The organism is Variovorax raffinosi, from assembly GCF_051216615.1.
In the GTDB taxonomy this organism is placed as follows: domain Bacteria; phylum Pseudomonadota; class Gammaproteobacteria; order Burkholderiales; family Burkholderiaceae_C; genus Variovorax.
In genome coordinates this window covers 126080-147663 of sequence record NZ_JBPJZR010000004.1, presented here as the reverse complement: position 1 = coordinate 147663, position 21584 = coordinate 126080, and the positions used below count along the sequence as shown (strand labels likewise).

Annotated in this window: 15 protein-coding genes; 11 read left to right on the top strand and 4 right to left on the bottom strand. The window is 67.8% G+C overall.

Features of this window, described 5'->3' with window-relative positions; genetic code table 11:
- From ACSFB7_RS14800 to ACSFB7_RS14785, 4 genes are read left to right on the top strand one after another with little or no spacing between them, the layout of a single operon-like run.
- Positions 1-4233 carry a YhdP family protein gene (locus ACSFB7_RS14800; protein ID WP_435471281.1) on the top strand — a complete coding sequence of 1411 codons (4233 nt, stop codon included), beginning with the start codon at positions 1-3 and terminating at the stop codon, positions 4231-4233.
- Complete coding sequence (locus ACSFB7_RS14795) at positions 4230-5045, top strand: carbon-nitrogen hydrolase family protein (protein ID WP_435471279.1); 816 nt, start codon at positions 4230-4232, stop codon at positions 5043-5045. Before ACSFB7_RS14800 ends, ACSFB7_RS14795 begins: the two co-directional genes overlap by 4 nt.
- A 10-nt stretch (positions 5046-5055) precedes the next feature.
- Positions 5056-7104 (top strand): two-component system sensor histidine kinase NtrB, encoded by a 2049-nt coding sequence (locus tag ACSFB7_RS14790; protein ID WP_435471876.1) that lies wholly within the window; start codon positions 5056-5058, stop codon positions 7102-7104.
- 34 nt (positions 7105-7138) lie between these two features.
- Positions 7139-7765, top strand: coding sequence for a response regulator transcription factor (locus ACSFB7_RS14785; RefSeq protein WP_435471277.1), 627 nt, complete (start codon positions 7139-7141; stop codon positions 7763-7765).
- 20 nt (positions 7766-7785) lie between these two features.
- On the opposite strand, the gene ACSFB7_RS14780 is transcribed toward ACSFB7_RS14785, so the two are convergent.
- From ACSFB7_RS14780 to ACSFB7_RS14770, 3 genes are all read right to left on the bottom strand, one after another.
- Positions 7786-8346 carry an OmpA family protein gene (locus ACSFB7_RS14780; RefSeq protein WP_435471276.1) on the bottom strand — a complete coding sequence of 187 codons (561 nt, stop codon included), beginning with the start codon at positions 8344-8346 and terminating at the stop codon, positions 7786-7788.
- 94 nt (positions 8347-8440) lie between these two features.
- A complete protein-coding gene (locus ACSFB7_RS14775) occupies positions 8441-9100 on the bottom strand; it encodes a YiaD family glycine zipper/OmpA-like lipoprotein (RefSeq protein WP_435471274.1) in 660 nt (219 codons plus the stop codon).
- Between the two features lie 197 nt (positions 9101-9297).
- On the bottom strand, positions 9298-9459 hold the full coding sequence (locus tag ACSFB7_RS14770; RefSeq protein WP_435471273.1) for a hypothetical protein: 162 nt from the start codon (positions 9457-9459) through the stop codon (positions 9298-9300).
- Here ACSFB7_RS14770 and mltA point away from each other — a divergent pair.
- From mltA to ACSFB7_RS14745, 5 genes are all read left to right on the top strand, one after another.
- Entirely contained in the window at positions 9458-10609 is a 1152-nt protein-coding gene (gene mltA, locus ACSFB7_RS14765; RefSeq protein WP_435471271.1) for a murein transglycosylase A, read from the top strand. The genes ACSFB7_RS14770 and mltA overlap by 2 nt on opposite strands.
- Before the next feature lie 171 nt (positions 10610-10780).
- Positions 10781-12811 carry a PhoX family protein gene (locus ACSFB7_RS14760; RefSeq protein WP_435471269.1) on the top strand — a complete coding sequence of 677 codons (2031 nt, stop codon included), beginning with the start codon at positions 10781-10783 and terminating at the stop codon, positions 12809-12811.
- A gap of 117 nt (positions 12812-12928) precedes the next feature.
- Positions 12929-13114, top strand: coding sequence for a hypothetical protein (locus ACSFB7_RS14755; protein ID WP_435471267.1), 186 nt, complete (start codon positions 12929-12931; stop codon positions 13112-13114).
- A gap of 19 nt (positions 13115-13133) precedes the next feature.
- Complete coding sequence (locus ACSFB7_RS14750) at positions 13134-15434, top strand: phosphocholine-specific phospholipase C (protein WP_435471265.1); 2301 nt, start codon at positions 13134-13136, stop codon at positions 15432-15434.
- Positions 15435-15474: 40 nt separating this feature from the next.
- The gene (locus tag ACSFB7_RS14745; protein WP_435471263.1) at positions 15475-17421 is read left to right on the top strand and encodes a LamG-like jellyroll fold domain-containing protein; all 1947 of its coding nucleotides are present in this window, start codon (positions 15475-15477) and stop codon (positions 17419-17421) included.
- A gap of 3 nt (positions 17422-17424) precedes the next feature.
- Here the strand turns inward: ACSFB7_RS14745 and ACSFB7_RS14740 are convergent, their stop codons facing one another.
- Positions 17425-17898, bottom strand: coding sequence for an Lrp/AsnC family transcriptional regulator (locus tag ACSFB7_RS14740; protein ID WP_394482846.1), 474 nt, complete (start codon positions 17896-17898; stop codon positions 17425-17427).
- Positions 17899-18003: 105 nt separating this feature from the next.
- On the opposite strand from ACSFB7_RS14740, the gene mdeB reads away from it, so the two are divergent.
- Together mdeB and ACSFB7_RS14730 are read left to right on the top strand one after the other, a co-directional pair.
- A complete protein-coding gene (gene mdeB, locus ACSFB7_RS14735; protein ID WP_435471260.1) occupies positions 18004-20655 on the top strand; it encodes an alpha-ketoglutarate dehydrogenase in 2652 nt (883 codons plus the stop codon).
- Between the two features lie 86 nt (positions 20656-20741).
- Positions 20742-21518 carry a FadR/GntR family transcriptional regulator gene (locus ACSFB7_RS14730; protein ID WP_394482842.1) on the top strand — a complete coding sequence of 259 codons (777 nt, stop codon included), beginning with the start codon at positions 20742-20744 and terminating at the stop codon, positions 21516-21518.
- The last annotated feature ends 66 nt before the right edge of the window (positions 21519-21584 follow it).

The window sequence follows — 21584 nt, the reverse complement described above, 5'->3', positions numbered from 1 at the left end:
ATGAACGACACGGCGTCTACCCCTTCACGTCTGCTCAAAATCACCGCTGTGACGGCGCGCTGGCTGTTGGGTTTGCTGATCGCTGCATGGCTTCTGCTGGCGCTGTCAGTCGTTGTCCTACACGCGTGGATTGTGCCGCGAATCGGTGATTTTCGCGGCGCTCTGGAGGCACAGGCTAGCAAGGCCATCGGCGTGCCGGTCCGCATCGGATCGATCACCGCCCGCTCCGAAGGGCTTTTCCCGGCCTTCGAATTGCGCGACGTGGTGCTGCAGGATGCGGACAACCGCGAGGCGCTGCGCCTCGTGCGCGTGGTGGCCAGCGTGTCGCCGCGCTCGCTCTGGCGCCTGAATTTCGAGCAGCTCTACATCGAGGGTCCGCAGGTCGATGTGCGCCGCGATGCTCAGGGAAAACTCCATGTGGCTGGATTGCACATGTCGACCGAAACGACCGGAGAAACCCGCGCCGCCGACTGGTTTTTCGCGCAACGCGAGCTGGTCATCGAAGGCGGCACGGTGCGCTGGACCGACGAACAGCGCCGGGCCGAACCCCTGCTGCTGACCGACGTGCGCTTCGTCGCGCGCAACACCGGCCTGCGCCACGGCCTGCGGCTCGACGCCACGCCGCCGGCCGGCTGGGGCCAGCGCTTCACCCTGCGCGGCCAGTTCCGCCAGCCGCTGCTGTCGATCCGCAGCGGCCATTGGCAGACATGGGACGGCCAGCTCTATGCCGACCTGCCCTACATCGACGTCACGCGGCTGGGCCAGTACGTGGCGCTCGACGCCCGCATCCGCGAAGGCAACGGCGCGCTGCGCGTGTGGGCCGACGTGGACGACGGCCAGATCGTGGGCGGCGCGGCCGACCTCGGCCTCGACCGGGTCGACGTCTCGCTCGACAAGGGCCTGCAGCCGCTGGTGCTGCGCGCCGTCACCGGCCGGCTGGCCGGCCATCGCTCCGAGGAAACCCTCGAGTTCTCGACCACCGCGCTGCAGTTCGAGACCAGCGACGGCATGCGCTGGCCCGGCGGCAACCTGTGGCTGCAGCACACGCCGGCCAAGGGCCGCACGCCCGAGCACGGCGCGATGCGCGCCGACCGCCTCGACCTTGCGGCGCTGGCCCTCATCGCCGACCGGCTGCCGCTGGGCGAGGCCACGCACAAGGTGCTCGATGCCTATGCGCCGCGCGGGCTGGTCGAGCACATCGACGTGAACTGGCAGGGCGCACTGGGCGCGCCCGACAAATACCAGGCCAAGGGCCGCGTCAGCGGCCTTCGCGTGGCCTCGCAGCCGGGGGCCACCGATACTGCCGCGGGCCCTCCTCCCGCATCGACGACGACGGCCACCACACCGGTTGCCGCCGCCAACACCGCCGCGGCAGCCACGCCTGTCCATCCCAAGATCCACGCCGGCACGCCCGGCCTGAGCGGCGCCACGCTCGACTTCGACGCCACCCACGCCGGCGGCACGGCCACGCTGGCGATTGCGCAGGGCACGCTCGAATTTCCGGGTGTGTTCGAAGACCCGATCATCCCGATCGATCGGCTCTCGACCCAACTGCAGTGGAAGCTCGACAACGGCAATGCGCAACTGCAGGTCTCCAAGCTGCGCTTCGCCAACGTCGATGCCGAGGGCGACGCCGAGGCGAGCTGGCGCACCAGCGACCCGGCCACTTCCAGCAGCAAGGCCCACTACCCGGGCGTGCTCGACCTGCAAGGCAAGCTGACCCGCGCCGACGGCACGCGCGTGTTCCGCTACCTGCCGCTCGACATTCCGCAGCACACCCGCGACTACGTGCGCGACGCCGTCACCAAGGGCACGGCCAGCAGCGTCGATTTCCGCGTGCGCGGCGACCTGCACGACATGCCCTTCCTCGATCCGAAGCTGGGCGACTTCCGCATCGCGGCCAAGGTGGCGGACGTCAACTACGCCTATGCGCCGCCCCATGTCCCGCCCACGCCGTCGCGCAGCAACGGCATGCCGCCGCCGGTGTGGCCGCCGCTCACGGGCCTCTCGGGCGAACTGGTGTTCGAGCGCGACAGCATGCTGGTGCGCAACGCGCGCGGCCGCCTGGCCGGCACCAACGGCGTCGAAGTGACCAAGGCCGAAGCGCAGATCCCCGAGCTGTCGCACCACGCGCCGCAACTGCGCGTCGATGCCCAGGCCAAGGGCCCGCTGGCCGAGGTGCTGCGCGCGGGCGCGCCGCTGGCCGGCGAAACCGGCGAGCTCATGCTGCGCGCGCGTGCCACCGGTTCGGCCGACTACAAGCTGCACCTCGAACTGCCGCTCGCGGCCATGGACAACGCCAAGGTGCAGGCCAGCGTGACGCTGGCCGACAACGAGCTGCAGGTGGTGCCCGAGGCGCCTTCCCTGACGCAGGCCAAGGGCACGCTGAACTTCACCGAAACCGGCTTCTCGCTGGCCGGCGTGCAGGCCCGGCTGCTGGGCGGCGACATCCGCGTCGAAGGCAAGGGCCGCTTCTCGGGCCCCAACCGCGAAGTGGCCCTGAAGGCGCAGGGCACGGCCACCGCCGACGGCCTGCGCGGCGCGCGCGAGATCGAATGGCTCTCGCGCCTGGCCAGCAAGGCCAGCGGCAGCACGCCCTTCGCCGCCACTTTCTCGGTGCGCGATGGCGCGCCCGAGTTCTCGCTCACCAGCAGCCTGCAGGGCATGGCCCTGCAGTTGCCGCCGCCGCTCGTGAAGACGGCTGAAGAGCAGATGCCGCTGCGCATCGAGAAGAAGGTGACCGCGCGCGAAACCCGCCAGGGCGCAAGCGTTGCCACGCAGGACCAGCTCACGCTGGACCTGGGCCGCGTCGGCGCGATCCAGTACATGCGCGACATCTCGGGCCCCGAGGCGCGCGTGCTGCGCGGCAGCATCGGCTTCGGCCTGACGGGGGGCGAAACGGCCAGCCTGCCCGACAAGGGCGTGTTCGCGAACGTCAACATCGTCAAGCTCGACATCTCCGCCTGGCAGGCGCTGCTGGGCTCGGCCGTGAGCAGCGCCTCCGAAAGCGCGGGCAGCACCGAGCGGCCCGACGATCCGGCCCTGGCCTACCTGCCCACCCGCATCGCGGTGCGCGCGCAGCAGCTCGGCGTGGCCGGCCGCACGCTGCACAACGTGGTGCTGGGCGGCACGCGCGACGGCGCGCTCTGGCGCGCCAACATCGACGCCACCGAACTCAGCGGCTATGCCGAGTACCGCCACACGCAGGCCGGCCGGCTGTATGCGCGGCTCGCGCGGCTGAAGATCGCGCCGGCCGAGGCCACGCAGGTCGAGACCCTGCTCGACGAGCAACCCGGCGCGCTGCCGGCCCTGGACATCGTCATCGACGACTTCGAACTGCTGGGCAAGCGGCTCGGCCGCGCCGAGATCGATGCGGTCAACCGTGGCGGCGCGGGCCGCGAATGGGCGCTCAACAAGCTGGGCTTCACCATGCCGGAAGCCAGCTTCTCGGCCAAGGGCACCTGGGCCGCCATTCCCGGCGCGGCGGCCGGCCTGCGCCGCACCGCCATGACCTTCAAGCTCGACATTGCAGACGCCGGCGAACTGCTCGGGCGCTTCGGCATGCCGGGCGTGCTGCGGCGCGGCAAGGGGCGGCTCGAAGGCGACGTCAACTGGCGCGGCTCGCCCTTCTCGCTCGACTACCCGAGCCTGAGCGGCCAGTTGCAGGTCGATGTGGAATCGGGCCAGTTCCTCAAGGCCGACCCGGGCCTGGCCAAGCTGCTCGGCGTGCTGAGCCTGCAGGCGCTGCCGCGCCGGCTCACGCTCGATTTCCGCGACGTGTTCAGCCAGGGCTTCGCCTTCGACTTCATCCGTGGCGACGCGAAGATCAACAAGGGCATCGCGAGCACCAACAACCTGCAGATGAAGGGCGTGAACGCCGCCGCGCTGATGGACGGCTCGGCCGACATCGTGCGCGAGACGCAGAACCTGCGCGTGGTGGTGGTGCCCGAGATCAACGCCGGCACGGCCGCGCTGGTGGCCACCGCCATCAACCCGGCCATCGGCCTGGGCACCTTCCTGGCGCAATGGGTGCTGAGCAAGCCGCTGTCGGCCGCCGCCACGCAGGAGTTTCATGTCGAAGGCACCTGGGCCGACCCCAAGATCGCCAAGGTGCCGCGTACGCTGCAGCTGCTGCCCCAGAGCATCCCGACCCTTCCGGGCCTGCCCGCATTGCCAGGCCTGCCAGGCTCGTCGACCGCCGAAGAAGGCAAGAAAACGGAGACCACCCAATGAGAGTTGCAGCCATCCAGATGGTGTCGGCCATTGCCCGCGAAGCCAACCTCGCGCGCGCCCACGACCTGCTCGCGCAGGCGGCCGCGGCCGGTGCCGAGCTGGCGGTGCTGCCCGAGTATTTCTGCCTGATGGGTGCGCGCGACACCGACAAGCTGGGCCTGCGCGAAACCGCCGGCGCGGGCACGGTGCAGGGCTTTTTGGCCGACTCGGCGCGCGAGTTCGGGCTGTGGATCGTCGGCGGCACATTGCCCATCGAAAGCACCGACGCCGAGCATGTGTTCAACAGCTCGCTGTGCTTCTCGCCCGAAGGCCAATGCGTGGCGCGCTACGACAAGATCCACCTGTTCTTCTTCGACAACGGCAGCGAGCGCTACGACGAGCGCCGCGTCATCGCGCCGGGCACCGAGCCCGTGGTGTTCGACCTGCCCTCGCGCGACGGCCACAGTTGGCGCATCGGCATGAGCGTCTGCTACGACCTGCGCTTTCCCGAGCTGTACCGCGCGCTCGCAAAGCAGGGCGCCGACCTGCTGCTGGTGCCCAGCGCCTTCACCCGCACCACCGGCGCCGCCCACTGGGAGGTGCTGCTGCGCGCCCGCGCCATCGAAAACCTCGCCTGGGTGGTCGCGCCCGCGCAAGGCGGCACGCACGAGAACGGCCGCCAGACCTGGGGCCAGTCGCTGATCGTCGACCCGTGGGGCACGGTGGTGGCGCAACAGGCCAGCGGCGAGGGCGTGGTGCTGTTCGACATCGACGCCGCACAGGTCGAGCGCTCGCGCACCCAGCTTCCTGTTCTCTCGCACAGCGTGCTCTGACGTGTCGGCCCTGCCGCCCGAAGTCGACCCCGAAGCCCCGCACCGCCGGCAAGCGCCCCTGTCGTTCGCGCGTTTGCGCTCGCTCTGGAAGCGCTGGTTTCTGTGGCTGCTGCTGGCGGTGCTGGTGTCGGCGCTGCTGGTCACCGTGGTGTGGCTCGCGGGACGGCACGAGGTCGAGCAGGTGCAGGCCGCACTCGACCGCGACACCGCCGATGCCGTCTCCGACCTGCGCAGCGGCTTCCAGCGCAACGCGCAGAGCCTGCGCGCCACGCAGGCCCCGGGCGTGGAGCGCTCGCAATGGGTCGACACCGCCGCCGCCCTGCTGCGCGAGCACCGCGAATGGCTGCGGCTCGAATGGCGCGATGCCGCGCTGCGCCCCATCGAGGCGGTCAACACGCCCTACCGCATGCGCATCCTCGACGAGGCCAGCCGCGGCCCCGAGCAGTCCGACGTCACGCTGGCCTGCGCGGCCGCCCGCAAGCTCGGCGCGTCGGCCTATTCGCCGAGCCACTACGTGCCGATCACCGGTGGCGGCGGCGTCGAGGTGATGGAGCTGTGCGTGCCCATCGACGCGGGCGGTTATCTCGTGGCCAGCTATTCGCTGCGCGACGCGCTGATCGAGCTGGTCGGCCCCACGCTCACGCGCGGCCAGGAAGTAGCCTTCACCGAGGCCGACGGCACGCGGCTGGTGGCGCTGGGCACCTCGCGGCGCACTGGTACGCGCGTGTTCACCTCGCAGCAGCTCATCGACCTGCCCGGCGCCGCGCTGATGCTGCGCGTGGACGGCTGGCGCGCCGCGCCCGACCTGTTTCCGAACATGCTCACGGCGCTGGTCACGGCGATTTCGATCGCGCTGGTGTCGGTGCTGGTGCTGCTGGCGCGCGACACGCGACGGCGGCTGCGCGCCGAACGCGACCTGGCCGATGCGCTGGCCTTTCGCAAGGCGATGGAAGACTCGGTCATCACCGGCCTGCGCGCGCGTGACCTGCAGGGGCGCATCACCTACGTCAACCCGGCGTTCTGCGAGATGGTCGGCTTCAGCCCCGAAGAGCTGATGGCGGACAACACCGAGGCCCCCTATTGGCCCACCGAGCTGGCGCACGAATACCAGCAGCGCCAGGCACGGCGCCTGGCCGGCGGCATGCCGCCGCGCGAGGGCTTCGAGTCGGTCTTCATGCGCAAGGACGGCACGCGCTTTCCGGTGCTGATCTTCGAGGCGCCGCTCATCAACGCGCACCGCGTGCAGACCGGCTGGATGAGCGCGTTCATCGACGTGAGCGAGCAGCGCCGCATCGAAGAACTCTCGCGCGCCAGCCAGGAGCGCCTGCAGGCCAGCGCGCGACTGGCCACGGTCGGCGAAATGGCGTCGCTGCTGAGCCACGAACTCACCCAGCCCTTGGCTGCCATTGCCAGCTATGCGAGCGGCTCGCTCAACCTGCTCGGGCCGAACGCGACCGGCGACCAGGGTGAAGTCGCGATGGCCGTGAAGCGCATCGCCGAGCAGGCCGACCGTGCCGGGCAGGTGATCCGCAGCGTGCATGACTTCGTGCGCCGGCGCGACCGCACGCGCGAGGCCGTGGCGCCGCAGGCGCTGATCGACGCCGTGCTGCCGCTGGTGCGGCTGCAGGCGCGCAAGCTCGGCGTGATCATCGAAGTGGTGCTCGAAGACAGATTGCCCGCGGCGATGTGCGACCGCACGCTGGTCGAGCAGGTGCTGCTCAATTTGGCGCGCAATGCGATGCAGGCCATGGACAGCCCCGACAACGTCGGCAGCCGGGTGTTGCGGCTGCGCGTGGCACGCGCCGTGGCGGTGGGCGGCACGGGCCAGGAAGACGGCCGCCGTTGGCTGGAGTTTTCGGTGGCAGACCTGGGCTGCGGCATCAGCGCGGAAGTGGCCGAGCGGCTCTTCACGCCCTTCTTCACCACGCGCGCCGATGGCATGGGGCTCGGGCTGAGCCTGTGCCGCACCGTGGTGGAGCAACACGGGGGCGCACTCATGTTCGAGCCCAATCGCCCACGCGGCACCATCTTCCGATTTACCCTGCCGACCGCAGCCTGACTGCGTTTTCAAACTTTTCGTTGGACCTCATGGCATGCAACCGCTGATCGATGGCTTGATCTTTATCGTGGACGACGACGCCAGCGTGCGCGAGGCCCTGGCCTGGCTGCTGCGCTCGCGGCGCCTGGCTTCCGAGCACTTCGGCAGCGCCGAGGCCTTCGAGCAGTTTCTCGACCAGGGCCCGCTGCCCGAGCAGCCGCTGTGCCTGCTGCTCGATGTGCGCATGCCCGGCACCAGCGGGCTGGTGCTGTTCGACCGGCTCGCCGAGCGCGGCTTGCTGGCCGCGATGCCGGTGATCTTCCTGACCGGCCATGCCGATGTGCCGACCGCCGTCGATGCGGTCAAGCGTGGTGCTTTCGATTTCTGCGAGAAGCCGTTTTCAGACAACGCCCTGGTCGACCGCATCGAGCAGGCGCTGGGCGCGTCGCTGCGAGAGCTGGAGGCGCAGCGCGTGCGCCGCAGCCTGGCCGAGCGCATTGCCGAGCTGACCGACCGCGAGCGCGACGTGATGCGGCTCGTGGTCGAGGGCCTGCCGAACAAGCTGATTGCCGACCAGCTCGCGATCAGCGTGCGCACGGTGGAGGTCCACCGCGCGCGCGTGTTCGAGAAGATGGAAGTGAAGTCGGCCGTCGAATTGGCGAACCGGCTTCGGGATCTCTAGGGTGAACAGGCCCTAGACGCTCAGACCTTTTCCGCGACGAAGATCTCGACGCGGCGGTTCTGTGCGCGGCCGGCCGCGGTGTTGTTGTCGACCAGCGGTTCGCGTGCGCCACGGCCGTCGGTCGCGATGGCGGTGGTCGACACGCCGCGTCCCACCAGGTGGTTGCGCACGCTGTCGGCACGGCTCACCGAGAGGCGCTCGTTGCCTTCGTCGCTGCCGGTGTTGTCGGTGTGGCCGACCACGCGCACGCTGGCGGTGGTGGCGGTCTTCAGGCCTTCGGCGACCTTGTCGAGCACCTGTGCCAGGTTGCGCTTGACGTTGGAGCGGCCCGTGTCGAACGACAGGTCGTTCGGGATCACCACATGAAGCTGGTTGTCGGTGGTCTGCTCGATCACCACGCCCGTGCCCTTGGTCGAAGCCTCCAGGTCGCTCTTCAGCGCGGCCAGGCGTGCCGTCCAGCTGTTGGCGGGGGCGGCGGCAGGCGCGGGTGCGGGTGCGGGCGGCGGGGTCGATTGCGAGGCGCAGCCCGCAATGAACGTCAACGCGGCGGCCGCCGCGCTCGCAACAACATATCTCTTCATGAGTTTTCCCTCTTCTTGGACCAATGGAATGGCGTCGGGAACCGGCCTTTCAACGCGACCGGTTTCCCCTGTGTGACGGATGCGCGGCGGTGGCTCAGCCCTGCGGTGCGCGCTCGCCCACGTAGATCTCGACGCGGCGGTTCTGCGCCCGGCCGGCGTCGCTGTTGTTGTCGGCGATCGGCTCGCGCGAGCCGCGGCCTTCGATGCGGAAGGCGCCGGCATTCACGCCGCGTGCCACCAGGTAGTCGCGCGTGCTGGACGCACGGTCGACCGACAGCGGGTTGTTGATGGCGTCGGTGCCGGTGCTGTCGGTGTGGCCGATGATGCGCACCTCGGCGTTCGGGTTGTTGCGCAGGCCGCTGGCGAACTGGTCGAGCACCGGCGCGAAATTCGACTTGATGTTGGAGCGGCCCACATCGAACGACACGTCGCTCGGAATGGCCAGCTTCAGCTCGTTGTTTGCCGTTTGCGTCACGGCCACGCCCGTGCCCTGGGTGGCGGCTTCCATCTGGCGCTTCTGGTTTTCCATGCGCTGCGACCACAGGTAGCCGCCGAGCGCGCCGGCTGCCGCGCCGACCACCGCGCCCGTGCCGATGGCACCGCGGTTGCCGCCCGTGGCGGAGCCGATGACTGCGCCGCCGAGCGCGCCGATGCCGGCGCCGATGCCGGTGTTGCGCTGGGTGTCGGTCATGCCGCCGGCGCAGCCGGACAGGACGATGGCCGTTGCGGTGGTGGCGAGGATGAATTTTTTCATGGCGATACCTTTCTAGGTTGAATCAGGCGGGCCACAGCTTAGCTCCCGGACGTGCCTCCATGGTACGGGTTCATAGCCCTACGGAAAATAAGAAAAGTTTCGCCATCGCGCATGAATGCTGCGATTATTGCTACTAAAGTAATAGCAATAGAGTGCTTTTCCGACACCAGCGTGCGGCGTCGGGCTACACGATCAATTCACGGTTTCGGCGGCGGATTCCGTTCGGCGGCCTTGGCGCCGTCCTCGGCGTCGGCATCGTCGTGCAATTCACCCTTCTTGCGGCCGGAAAACATGGTCCACCAAATGATCAAGATGAACACGAGTCCCGCGGCGAGGGCTTCAAGCAGAATCAAACCCATGAGAAATGGACTCCTGTGGACGGTTGGGCTGGTGATCGTAGCAACGCTGGCCGGCTGTTCCGTCGGCCCGCGCGTGCCTGTTGCGCCAACCCGTCCTGCCGTCATCGCCCCGCCGCGCGACCTCGGCCCGCTGACCGGCTCGCTCGCACATCCCAAGAGCCGCTGGGTGCCGGTCGGCTGGACCGAGTTGCCGGGCTTCGACGAAGACCCGCTGCATGAAGCGTGGATCGCCCTGCTGGCCAACTGCTCGCGCCCCAACGCCGCCTTTGCGCCGCTGTGCCGCGACGTGCGCCAGCTCACCATCGCCACCCCCGAAGAGCAGCGCCAGTGGATGACCGACCGGCTGCAGCCCTACCGCGTCGAGGCGCTGAACGGCCAGACCGAAGGCAAGCTCACCAGCTACTACGAGCCCGTGTACGAGGCCTCGCGCGTGCCCAGCACCACCTTCAACGTGCCGATCTACCAGGCACCGGACGGCCTCGTGCCGCGCCGCCCCTGGTATTCGCGCCAGGAAATCGAGACCCTGCCCGAGGCCCAGGCCGCGCTGCGCGGCCGCGAGATCGCCTGGATGGCCGACCCCATCGACGCGCTGATGCTGCACATCCAGGGCTCCGGGCGCCTGCGCATCACCGAGGCCAACGGCTACCAGCACACCGTGCGCGTGGCTTTCTCGGCCACCAACGAGCAGCCCTACCGTAGCGTGCAGCAGTGGCTGATGAGCCAGGGCGTGACCAAGGTCGGCAAGTGGCCCGACGACACCAAGGCCTGGGTCGCGCAGAACCCGCAGCGCGTGACGCAACTGCTGTGGAGCAACCCGCGCTACGTGTTCTTCCGCGAAGAGACGATGAGCGAAGTCGATGCCGCCTTCGGCCCGCGCGGCGCACAGGGGGTGCCGCTGACGGCGGGGCGCTCGATCGCGGTCGACCGCGAGAGCATTCCGTACGGCACGCCGGTGTGGCTGGCGTCCAGCGGACCGGCGGCGCAACTGCAGAAACTGGTGGTGGCGCAGGACACCGGCAGCGCCATTCTTGGCGCGGTGCGGGCCGACTACTTTGCCGGCACCGGCGCCGATGCGGGCCGGCTCGCGGCGAGCGTGAACCAGCCGCTGCGGCTGTGGGCGCTGTGGCCGCGCGGGCTGCCGGCGCCCTGAGCCGCGCCAGCCACTTTTTCCGTTGATCGGCACGCCCTTGCGGCGTGCAGTGTCATCGCTCTGTCATGAGCAATGCACGGTTTCGTCATGGCCGCCAACTATGGTCCTGTGCCTGACGGGAGGCTGACTTAAGGCCTCACGACGCCTCCTCCACGATCTCCGGAAAAACAAATGACTGACTCCACCCAGGCCCCCAGCGCCTCCCGCCGCCACGCCCTGAAATTGCTGGGCGCCGCCCCGATGCTGCCGCTCGGCGGCGTCGCCTTCCTCACCGCCTGCGGCGGTGGTGGCGGCGGCACGGTCTTCCCGCCCATCGTTCCTCCGCCCGCGCCAGCGCCGGCACCCGCACCTGCCGCCAAGTTCGCCTCGGCCGAATTCACGGGCATGCCCGCGCCGACGCTCGCCGATGCGGCCGCCATGGCCACCACCACCGTCGGCTCGACCTTCAAGGTGTCGTTCGACAACGGCAGCTCCACCGAATACAAGCTGGCTTACCAGCCCTTCTTCCTGACCGGCGACATGGTGTCCGATGGCAAGGGCGGCAAGATCCTCGCAGGCGGCTATGTCAACATCAAGAACGAGCCGATCATCGATACCTCGGTGGCCGGCAAGAACCGTCAGTTCTTCTCCGACAGCCCCGATGGCACGTCGCTGCTTTCGCTGCCGAACGCGACTGTGACCGGCATCAAGGGCAAGCCGGTGTTCGCTGTGGTCCAGTTTGAATACAACACGCGCGATCTGAGCGGCGCCGATACCTACGGCATGCTGCCGTCCCCCATCGCCGTGCTCACGCTCGACCAGGACCAGACCACGGGCAAGCTGAGCCTCGTGAAGTACCACAACGTCGACATGTCGAGCGCCCATGGTCTCTGGATCACCTGCGGCGCCAGCCTGTCGCCCTGGAACACCCACCTGTCGAGCGAAGAGTACGAGCCCGACGCGACCACCGCAGCGGGCAGTGCCATGTTCCAGGCCTACAGCCAGAACGTGTTCGGCGACCCGACCAAGGCCAACCCGTACCACTACGGCCACCTGCCCGAAATCACGGTGAACCCCGACGGCACCGGCAGTGTCAAGAAGCACTACTGCATGGGCCGCATCTCGCATGAGCTGATCCAGGTCATGCCCGACAACCGCACCGCACTCATGGGTGACGACTACACCAACGGCGGCTTCTTCATGTTCGTCGCCGACAAGGAAAAGGACCTGTCGGCCGGCACGCTCTACGTCGCCAGGTACGACGCGGGCTACTCGATCGACCCGGCCGCCGCCGCCACGAAGATCACGTGGATCAACCTCGGCCATGCGACCAGCGCCGAGATCGAGAACCTCGCCGACACGCTCAAGGCGGTCGACATCATGGACGTCAAGACGAGCGATCCGAGCGACCCCAGCTACACCAAGCTGTTCGCCAACGGCAAGGCCAATTACGTCAAGCTGAAGCCCGGCATGGAGAAGGCCGCCGCCTTCCTCGAAACCCACCGCTACGCCAACCTCAAGGGCGCCAGCATGGCCTTCACCAAGATGGAAGGCACCACCGTCAACATCAAGGACAAGGTGGCCTACTCCGCGCTGCAGAACATCCAGGACTCGATGGTCGTGGGCGGCACGGGCTGGTCGGCCGCCACCAACATCGCGTTGCCCACCAAGCTCAGCGCCGGCGGCGTGATGGCGCACAACCTCGCGGGCGGCCAGAAGGACACCGACGGTACATCCATCAACAGCGACTGGGTGCCGACGCAGACCCGCGCGCTGATCGTGGGTGAAGACCTCAAGAATCCCGATGCGCTTGGCAACACCTCCAACCCCGACAAGATCGGCAACCCCGACAACCTCAAGTTCTCGGAAAAGCTGCGCACCCTGTTCATCGGCGAGGACAGCAGCAGCCACGTCAACAACTTCCTGTGGGCCTACAACATCGACACGAAGAAGCTCTCGCGGATCATGTCGATTCCCTCCGGCGGCGAGTCGACCGGCCTGCATGCGGTCGATGAGCTCAACGGCTGGACCTACATCATGAGCAACTTCCAGCACGCGGGTGACTGGGGCACGGGCCCTTCGAAGACGCCTGCGGACGGCCTGCACAGCAAGGTCTACGTCACGCTCGATCCGCTGGTGCGCAAGAACTACAACGACCGCTACAGCTCCGCGGTCGGCTACCTCACCGCCGACCCGATCCAGCCGAAGCTCTCGAAGACCTGATGAAGGTCGGGACGGCGGCGCACCTGTCGCCGCCGTCTTGTTGCTTCTGTTTCCTCGCGCGACCGGGTTCGCGCCGGCGCCTCGCAATAACAAAGACTTTCAAGGGGAGCTTCATTCATGCATCGCATTCTTGCGCGCCTGTCCATCGCGCTAGGCCTGGCCTGCGTGCTCGCAGCCTGTGGCGGCAGCAGTGGCAGCACCGGTCCTGTCGCCGGGATTCCGACGCCCACCCCGGTCACGCCTGCAACGCCGCCCGCGCCCACCGCCGGCATTCATTGCGCGCCGCCGCCCGCGGCCCTCTGAGCCAACCGGGCGCACATCCATGAATTCACGTCGCACATTCCTGCAGAACACGGCCGGTGTCGGCATCGCCGCAACGGCGCTGGCCGCGTTTCCGCCCAGCATCCGCCGCGCGCTGGCCATTCCCGCCAACAACGTCACCGGCACCCTTCAGGACGTCAAGCACATCGTCGTGCTGATGCAGGAGAACCGGTCGTTCGATCACTACTTCGGCACCATGAACGGTGTGCGGGGCTTTGGCGATCCGCGGCCCGTGCCACTGCCCAGCGGCAGGCCCGTGTGGTACCAGAGCGTCGGCAGGAATGCAGAGTCGCGCACCGGCTATGCCAACGTCGGCTTCAACAACTGGCACAAGAAAAGCACCTGGTACGAAGGCGATCCCGCCGCGCAGGCCAAGCTCGGCTACGTGCTGCCCTTCCGGCTCGACACCAGCGCCACCAGCGCACACCAGGTGGGCGGTACCGACCACAGCTGGAAGCTGGAGCAGGGCATCTGGAAGAACTGGGACGCGTGGGTGCCGTTGAAGAGCCGCATGTCGATGGGCTACTACACCGAGCAGGACCTGCCGTTCTACTACCAGCTCGCGAACGCCTTCACGATCTGCGATGCCAACCATTGCTCGATCTTTGCCAACACCGAGCCGAACCGCCAGTACTTCACCGGCGGCGCCAGCGTCTACACGCTCAGCGGCTATGACGCCACCAACGGCAAGAAGCGGTTGCACGGCCAGGAACTGGACAACAACTGGACCGGCGACATGGACAAGGACGACCCCTGGGAGGGGTTGCGCTGGCGTTGCTACGCGGAGCAGTTGCAGGAAAAGAAGATCGACTGGCGCGTGTACCAGGCCTATTCGAACTACGGTTGCAACTCGGTCGCGTACCACAAGGCCTTTCGCAAGCTCGACAAGAAGTCCGATCTCTACCGGCGGGGCCGGTCCTATGTCGGCAGCCAGTTGGCTTCCAACGAAGAGCCTTACGACGAAGTGCTGGCCAATGCGATTGCCGACGACGTACGGAACGACCGGTTGCCGGAGGTGTCATGGATCGTGTGCCCCGACGCCTACTGCGAGCACCCGACCGCAACGCCGGCCGCAGGCCAGGCGCTGGTCGACAAGCTGCTGCACGCGCTGACGTCCAATCCTGCCGTCTGGGCCAAGACCGTGTTCATCGTCAACTACGACGAGAACGACGGGTTCTTCGACCACATGCCCGCCTACGTGCCGCCGGTCAACACGCGGCTTTACGGCTACCAGGGCCAAAGCACCGTGTCCACGGCCGAAGAAAACTACAACGGCGTGCCCATCGGACTCGGGCCGCGCGTTCCCATGCTGGTGATCTCGCCGTGGAGCAAGGGCGGCTGGGTGTGTTCGCAGGTGTTCGACCACACCTCCGTGCTGCGCTTCATCGAAGCACGCTTCGGCGTGGCTTGCGAACACATCTCGCCCTGGCGCCGGGCGATGTGCGGCGACCTGACCTCGGCCTTCGACTTCAAGACGCCGGACAGCAGCTTGCCTGCGCTGCCGGACACCCAGAACTACAAGACCGTTGCCGACGCCGGCCGCAAGCTGCCCGGTCCGGTGCCGCCGGTCACACCGTCACGGCCTGTCCAGCAGATGGGCCAGCGGCCGGCACGCGCCTTGCCGTATGAGCTGTTCGCGCATGCGCGGCCGGACCCGGACGGCAAGCGCTTCTGGATCGACTTCGCCAACACCGGCGCGGCCGGCGCCGGGTTCATCGTCTACGCGAACAACCGGGCAACCTTCAACGTCGCGGACAAGGCCTACGAGCCCGACGACACGGTGTTTCCCGACCGCACCTTCACCGATGCCGACGACCGCAGAGGCCCGTGGCAATACTCGGTGGAGGCCGGCAAGACGCTGTCGGACAGCTGGACGCCCGAGGCGGCCGGTGGCACCGGGGCCGTGTACGACTTCTCGGTCTACGGCCCCAACGGGTTCCTCAACCAGTTCAAGGGGCAACTTGCCGCGCCTTCGGACACAGCGGCCCGGCCCGAAGCGCGAGCCTGCTACGACGTCGTCAATGGCCACCTCGTCCTGACCTTGAGCAATGCAGGCAAGTCCGCGTGCACCTTCTTCGTCGCCAATGGGTACGACAGCAAGGACTCGCGCAGCCTCGTGGTCCAGCCGGACGCATCGGTGCACGACACCTGGAATCTGTCGGCCAGTGCGCAGTGGTTCGACGTGCGCATCACGACCGATGCGCAAAGCGGCTTCCTGCGTCGTTTCGCGGGCCATGTCGAGACCGGCCGGCACAGCCTCACGGACCCCAGGATCGGCGGCGTTGCCGTCGATTCGCTGTAGGGCGCACGCCATGCATTCCGGCTGGAAAAACCTTCTTTGTGTGGCGCTCATTGCGCTCCTGTCCGGCTGCGGTGGTGGTGGCGGCGGTGGTGGACTCCCTTTCGGCTCCGGGCCGACAGGCGCCGCGCCCGCTGTACCTCCCGCGGCGACATCCCGCAAGGTGCTGCTGATCGGCATCGACGGGCTGAACATCAACCAGTTGCAGGAGGCGATTGCGCAGCAACGGATGCCGGCGCTCGCGCAACTGAAGCTCCGGGCCGCCTACACCGGTGGCATCGCCGGCACGGTCACTCAACAGGAAACACTGAGCGGGCCCGGCTGGGCCACCATCGTGACCGGTGCCTGGGCGAATCGGCACAAGGTGAATTCGGATGCGGTGGCCCAGACCCCGCAGGCCGACACGCTTTTCCGGCGGCTCGCATCCGCCAGTCCCTCGCGCAAGGCCGCCGTGGCGGCCAGCAATGCGCAGCTCGTCGGTTTGCTGCAGGCGGATGTGCAGGGCGCGGCCATCGACCGGCTGGTCGATTGCGCCGGTGTCGATCTCTGCGTTGCAGCGTCGGCCGAAAAGGCCATCGCGAACGGCAGCCACGACCTTGTGCTCGCGAATTTTCATGCGCTGGCGCCGATTGCGAGCACCGGCTCCGACAGCGACTACAAGGGCGCGCTGGAAGTTTTGGACGCGCAGGTCGCGAAGCTGTTGGCCGCCATCCAGGCGCGCCAGCAGGCGAACGGCAAGGAAGAATGGCTGGTACTTGCAAGCACCGACCGGGCCATGCGCGCGAAGGGCGCGCCGGTGCCGCCGCCACGGGCGGACAAGACCACGTTCATCGCACTGAACAAGCCGGCCAACGCGGTGTTCAATGCCGCGGCCCCCATGGACCTGTACGACTATCCCAGTGCCGCCGACATTGCGCCGACCGTGCTGGACTTCCTGGGCGCCGTCGATGCCGACCCTGCCTTGTGGACCATGGACGGGCAATCGCTGCTCGGCAAGCCGGGCGTGCAGCAGTTGCGCGCCAGCACCGCCCCGGATGCGCCCAAGACCATTCGCCTGGACTGGAAGCTTGCGGCCGATGCAACGCCCCCGGCGGAACTGCGCGTGTACCGCGACAACAAGCCGGTCAAGACGCTGCCGCCCGCGGCCACCGCATGGAGCGAAGAGCCTCCGGGGCTCGGCGCCGAAGGCGAGAAGACCTATTTGTTCAACTATGTTGTGACGGCCGATGGTGTGCCGCTCGCCACGCGCGCCGAGGTCAGCTACGTCGAGCCGGTCGATCAGCTCGCGCCTTCGCTGCTCGATCAGTTGCGCACCTTCATCTCGTTCGATGGCGGCCTGGGCGATGCGAAGGGCGGGCCCGGACTGGCCTTGTTGAAGCCCACGCCGCCGACCCCGGTGTCCTACGTTGCCGATGGCTTCTCGGGCAAGGCGCTGGTCATCGACCCCAAGGTCAACAGCTACGTCATGCCGATCGACTGGACCGGCCGTGCGCAGTTCACGCTGGGCTTCTGGTTCAACTCGGATGCCAAGCAGGCGTGGCTGCCTGTCGTGACCAACAAGAACTGGGCCTCGGGCGCGAACCCCGGCTTCATCGCCAGCCAGACCGATTCGCCCAACGCGCTGACCTTCAATTTCGGCGATGGCAAGCAGCGCGCCGACGCCACGTTGTCGATTCCATCGGACCAGTGGGTGTACATCGCGCTGAGCGTCGACACCGTGGCGAAGAAGGCCACCGCCTATGTCGGGAATCCTGGGCAGAAACTGCAAAGCGCCGCGCTCGACCTGGCGGCCCTGGACATGGCGAAGGCGCTGCCCGCCGGGCCGTTGGTCTTCAATGAGGATGCGACCGGCAAGTTCTACAGCGGTTACGCCATCGGCAAGGTGGCACCCAAGTACAACGACGTGGCCATGTGGAACCGGCTGTTGACCACCAAGGAAATCACCATGCTCTACAGCGCAGGCAAGTCGCTGACGACGCTGAACCCCTGACGCTCAGGACGGCGCCGTCGGCAACGGCAGCGCCGTCTTGTACCGCACCTGCTTCAACGCAAAGCTCGACCGGATCTTCTCGATCCCCGGGATCGGCGTGAGCTGCTCCATGATGAATTTCTCCAGCGCCGCCATGTCGGCCACGGCCACGCGGATCAGGTAGTCGCGGTCGCCAGTCATCAGGTAGCACTCCATCACCTCGTCGTGCTCGGCGATGCGCTGCTCGAAGTCGGCCAGCGAATGCTTGCTCTGCGTCTTCAGGCTGATCGAGATGAACACGTTCAGGCCCAGGCCCAGCGCCTTGGGACTCGCGAGCGCCACGTAGCGGCCGATCACGCCGTTGGCTTCGAGCGCCTTCACCCGGGCCAGGCATGGCGAGGGCGACAGGTGCACGCGGCGCGCCAGCTCCACGTTCGACAGCGCGCCGTCGCGCTGCAGTTCGTCGAGGATGCGCAGGTCGATGGCGTCGAGTTGCATGAAATGCCGTGCAAGTTGAAAGTGGCGGCATCTTATGCTGTGACGACTGCAGGGAATTGGCCGTGCCGGTAGCTAATTCTCCGCATGCCGGCCTAAAGTGCCGGTATGAACGCCCCGATTTCAGCCGACCAGATGCGCGCATTGCTGCTCGACACGCCGCTTTCGCACGACCCCGACCCTGCAGAGACCGCCGAGTGGCGCGACGCCTTCCTGGCGCTGGCGCAAACGCATGGTCCGCAGCGCGCACGCCAGATGTTGGTGGAGCTGGCCCGCCTCGCGCGCCAGCAGCGCATCGGCTGGCAGCCCGAACTCGCGACGCCGTACGTCAACACCATCGCGGCGGAAGACCAGCCGCCGTTCCCGGGCGACCTCGCCATCGAAGAGCGGCTGGCCTCGCTGATGCGCTGGAACGCGCTCGCGATGGTGGCCAAGGCCAACCAGGCGTATGGCGAACTCGGTGGACACATCGCCAGCTATGCAAGCGCGGCCGATCTGTTCGAGACCGGCTTCAATCATTTCTTCCACGCACGCAGCGAAGCGCATCGTGGCGACCTCGTGTTCTTCCAGCCGCACAGCGCGCCCGGCGTGTACGCGCGTGCGTACCTCGAAGGGCGCCTCAGCGAAGAAGACTTGAACCACTACCGCCAGGAACTCACCGCGCCCGCCTTCACCGAAGGCAGCGGCGCGCGCGGCCTGTGCAGCTATCCGCATCCGTACCTGATGCCGGACTTCTGGCAGTTCCCCACCGGCTCGATGGGCATCGGCCCCATCAGCTCGATCTATCACGCGCGCTTCATGCGCTACCTCACGCACCGCAATCTGCTGAACTGCGAAGGTCGCAAGGTCTGGGGCGTGTTCGGCGACGGCGAAATGGACGAGCCCGAGTCGATGAGCGCCTTGACGCTCGCAGCGCGCGAGAAGCTCGACAACCTCGTGTGGGTCGTCAACTGCAACCTGCAGCGCCTCGACGGCCCGGTGCGCGGCAACGGCCGCATCATCGACGAGCTTGAAAAGCTCTTCGCCGGCGCGGGCTGGAACGTCATCAAGCTCGTGTGGGGCAGCGACTGGGACGGCCTGTTCGCGCAGGACGTGAGCGGTGCCCTGGCCCGTGTCTTCGCCAACACCGTCGACGGCCAGATGCAGACCTTTGCCGCGAAAGACGGCCGCTTCAACCGCGACAACTTCTTCGGCCAGAACCCCGAACTCGCGCGCCTTGCCGAAGGCATGACCGACGAGCAGATCGACCGCCTCAAGCGCGGCGGCCACGACCTCGTGAAGATCCATGCGGCCTACGCCGCGGCGGCCAAGCACAAGGGCCAGCCCACCGTGATCCTGGCCCACACCAAGAAGGGCTACGGCATGGGCAGCGCGGCCCAGGGCAAGATGACCACGCACTCGCACAAGAAGATGGGCGACGTCGACCTCATCGAATTCCGCGACCGCTTCAACCTGCCGCTGACCGATGCGCAGGCCACCGCGATGGACTTCTTCCGCCCCACCGAAGACAGCGCCGAGATGCGCTACCTGCGCCAGCACCGCGAAGCGCTCGGCGGCGCCATGCCGCGCCGCGAGACCGCCTGCGACGTGGTGCCCAAGCCCGATATCGCGAGCTACGCGCAGTTTGCGACGGCAGCGGCGGGCAAGGAAATGAGCACCACCATGGCCTTCGTGCGCATGCTGGGCAACCTCCTGAAAGACAAGGCCCTGGGCCCGCGCATCGTGCCCATCGTGGCCGACGAGGCGCGCACCTTCGGCATGGCCAACCTGTTCAAGCAGGTCGGCATCTATTCGAGCGTGGGCCAGCGCTATGCGCCGGAAGACATCGGCTCGGTGCTGAGCTACCGCGAAGCCACCGACGGGCAGATCCTCGAAGAAGGCATCAGCGAAGCAGGCGCCATCGCAAGCTGGACGGCAGCGGCCACCAGCTACAGCGTCCACGGCCTCGCGATGCTGCCCTTCTACATCTACTACTCGATGTTCGGCTTCCAGCGTGTGGGCGATGCGATCTGGGCTGCCGCCGACCAGCGGGCCCGCGGCTTCCTGCTCGGCGCCACGTCGGGCCGCACCACGCTCGGCGGCGAAGGTCTGCAGCACCAGGACGGCAGCAGCCACCTCGTGGCCGCGACCATCCCCAACTGCAAGGCCTACGACCCGGCGTATGCGGGCGAGATGGCGGTGATCGTCGATGCGGGCATCCGCGAAATGATGGTCGAGCAGAAGGACGTTTTCTATTACGTCACGCTCATGAACGAAAACTACGCGCAGCCCGATGTGCCCGAGGGCGCGGAAGGCGACATCCTGCGCGGGTGCTATCGCTTCGGCACGTATGCGCCGGCCAAGGGCAAGGCGAAGCAGAAGGTCACGCTCATGGGCTCGGGCGCCATCCTCACCGAAGTCGTCAAGGCCGCGCAATTGCTGGCCGACGAAGGCATCGAGGCCGAGGTGTTCAGCGTCACGAGCTGGAGCGAACTGGCACGCGACGGCCTGGCCTGCGAACAGCGTGCACTGGCCGGTGAAGACGCCGGCACCGCGTTCGTCGCGCAGCAACTCGGCAAGGGCAAGGCCCCGATCATCGCGGCCACCGACTATGTGCGCGCCGTGCCCGAGAGCGTGCGCGCCTTCCTGCCCGAAGGCCGCCGCTACCTCACGCTCGGCACCGACGGCTTCGGCCGCAGCGACACGCGCGCGGCACTGCGCCAGTTCTTCGGCGTGGATGCCGCGAGCATCGTGCGCGCCGCGCGTCACGCGTTGAACTGAACCGGCACAGCGCAGAGCACTGCGCAGCGCGGGGCATGGCGTGCGGGCCTGCGTTAGAGTCGCAGGCCCCACCGCCCCTCGCGTCCATGACCGCCCGTTTCCAATCCCTCGCCCCCGCCGTCCGCCTGGCCGACCAGGTGGCCGATGCGCTCGCGGCCGAGGTGCGCAGCGGGCGCTTGTCCGAAGGCGATCGGCTGCCGACCGAAGCGGTGCTCGCGGAACAGTTCGGCGTGAGCCGCACCGTGATCCGCGAAGCGGTCTCGCGGCTCAAGTCGCTGGGGCTCGTGGATTCGCGACAGGGCAGCGGCGTGTACGTGCGTGCTGCTGGTGTCGAGCCGCTGCGCTTCGAGATGCCGCACGTGGCCTCGCGCGAAGCGGTGATCCAGATGGTCGAGCTGCGCCGTGCGCTCGAAGCGGAAGTGGCCGCGCTCGCGGCCGAGCGCCGCACGCCTGAAGACGTGCAACGCATCCGTGACGCTATCGATGCGCTGCACGCCGCGGTGGCTGCCGGCGGCAACGGCGCCGACGAAGATGTGCGCTTTCACCGCGCCATCGCCGAGGCCGCGCGCAACCCGTTCCTGATCGGCACGCTGCAATACCTGCGGCAGTTTTTGCACGGCGCCACACGCGTCACCCGCGCCAACGAAGCGCGCCGCGCCGACTTCGCGCGCGAGGTCGCGCAGGAGCATGCGCAGATCGTCGAAGCCATCGAGGCTGGCGACCCGCTGCGCGCCCGCGAGGCCGCCAAGTCCCACATGGACAACGCCATCCGCCGCATCGAACAGGCCGATCCAGCCTTCTGGCAGCAGGAAGGCGCGCAACTCGCGCGGCCGCTGGTCGAAGACTGGCCCGCAGGCAAATAAGCAAGAAGAAGGAAACGAGCTGCGGCTTGAGGGTTTACCCGGGTCAGCCAGCTTGGCTTGAATTTG

What these genes read in the sequence shown, in the direction of transcription:
- ACSFB7_RS14800 (WP_435471281.1), top strand. Translation starts at nt 1, where the DNA reads ATGAACGACACGGCGTCTACCCCTTCACGTCTGCTCAAAATCACCGCT.
- ACSFB7_RS14795 (WP_435471279.1), top strand. Translation starts at nt 4,230, where the DNA reads ATGAGAGTTGCAGCCATCCAGATGGTGTCGGCCATTGCCCGCGAAGCC.
- ACSFB7_RS14785 (WP_435471277.1), top strand. Translation starts at nt 7,139, where the DNA reads ATGCAACCGCTGATCGATGGCTTGATCTTTATCGTGGACGACGACGCC.
- ACSFB7_RS14780 (WP_435471276.1), bottom strand. Translation starts at nt 8,346, where the DNA reads ATGAAGAGATATGTTGTTGCGAGCGCGGCGGCCGCCGCGTTGACGTTC.
- ACSFB7_RS14775 (WP_435471274.1), bottom strand. Translation starts at nt 9,100, where the DNA reads ATGAAAAAATTCATCCTCGCCACCACCGCAACGGCCATCGTCCTGTCC.
- mltA (WP_435471271.1), top strand. Translation starts at nt 9,458, where the DNA reads ATGAGAAATGGACTCCTGTGGACGGTTGGGCTGGTGATCGTAGCAACG.
- ACSFB7_RS14770 (WP_435471273.1), bottom strand. Translation starts at nt 9,459, where the DNA reads ATGGGTTTGATTCTGCTTGAAGCCCTCGCCGCGGGACTCGTGTTCATC.
- ACSFB7_RS14760 (WP_435471269.1), top strand. Translation starts at nt 10,781, where the DNA reads ATGACTGACTCCACCCAGGCCCCCAGCGCCTCCCGCCGCCACGCCCTG.
- ACSFB7_RS14755 (WP_435471267.1), top strand. Translation starts at nt 12,929, where the DNA reads ATGCATCGCATTCTTGCGCGCCTGTCCATCGCGCTAGGCCTGGCCTGC.
- ACSFB7_RS14750 (WP_435471265.1), top strand. Translation starts at nt 13,134, where the DNA reads ATGAATTCACGTCGCACATTCCTGCAGAACACGGCCGGTGTCGGCATC.
- ACSFB7_RS14740 (WP_394482846.1), bottom strand. Translation starts at nt 17,898, where the DNA reads ATGCAACTCGACGCCATCGACCTGCGCATCCTCGACGAACTGCAGCGC.
- mdeB (WP_435471260.1), top strand. Translation starts at nt 18,004, where the DNA reads ATGAACGCCCCGATTTCAGCCGACCAGATGCGCGCATTGCTGCTCGAC.
- ACSFB7_RS14730 (WP_394482842.1), top strand. Translation starts at nt 20,742, where the DNA reads ATGACCGCCCGTTTCCAATCCCTCGCCCCCGCCGTCCGCCTGGCCGAC.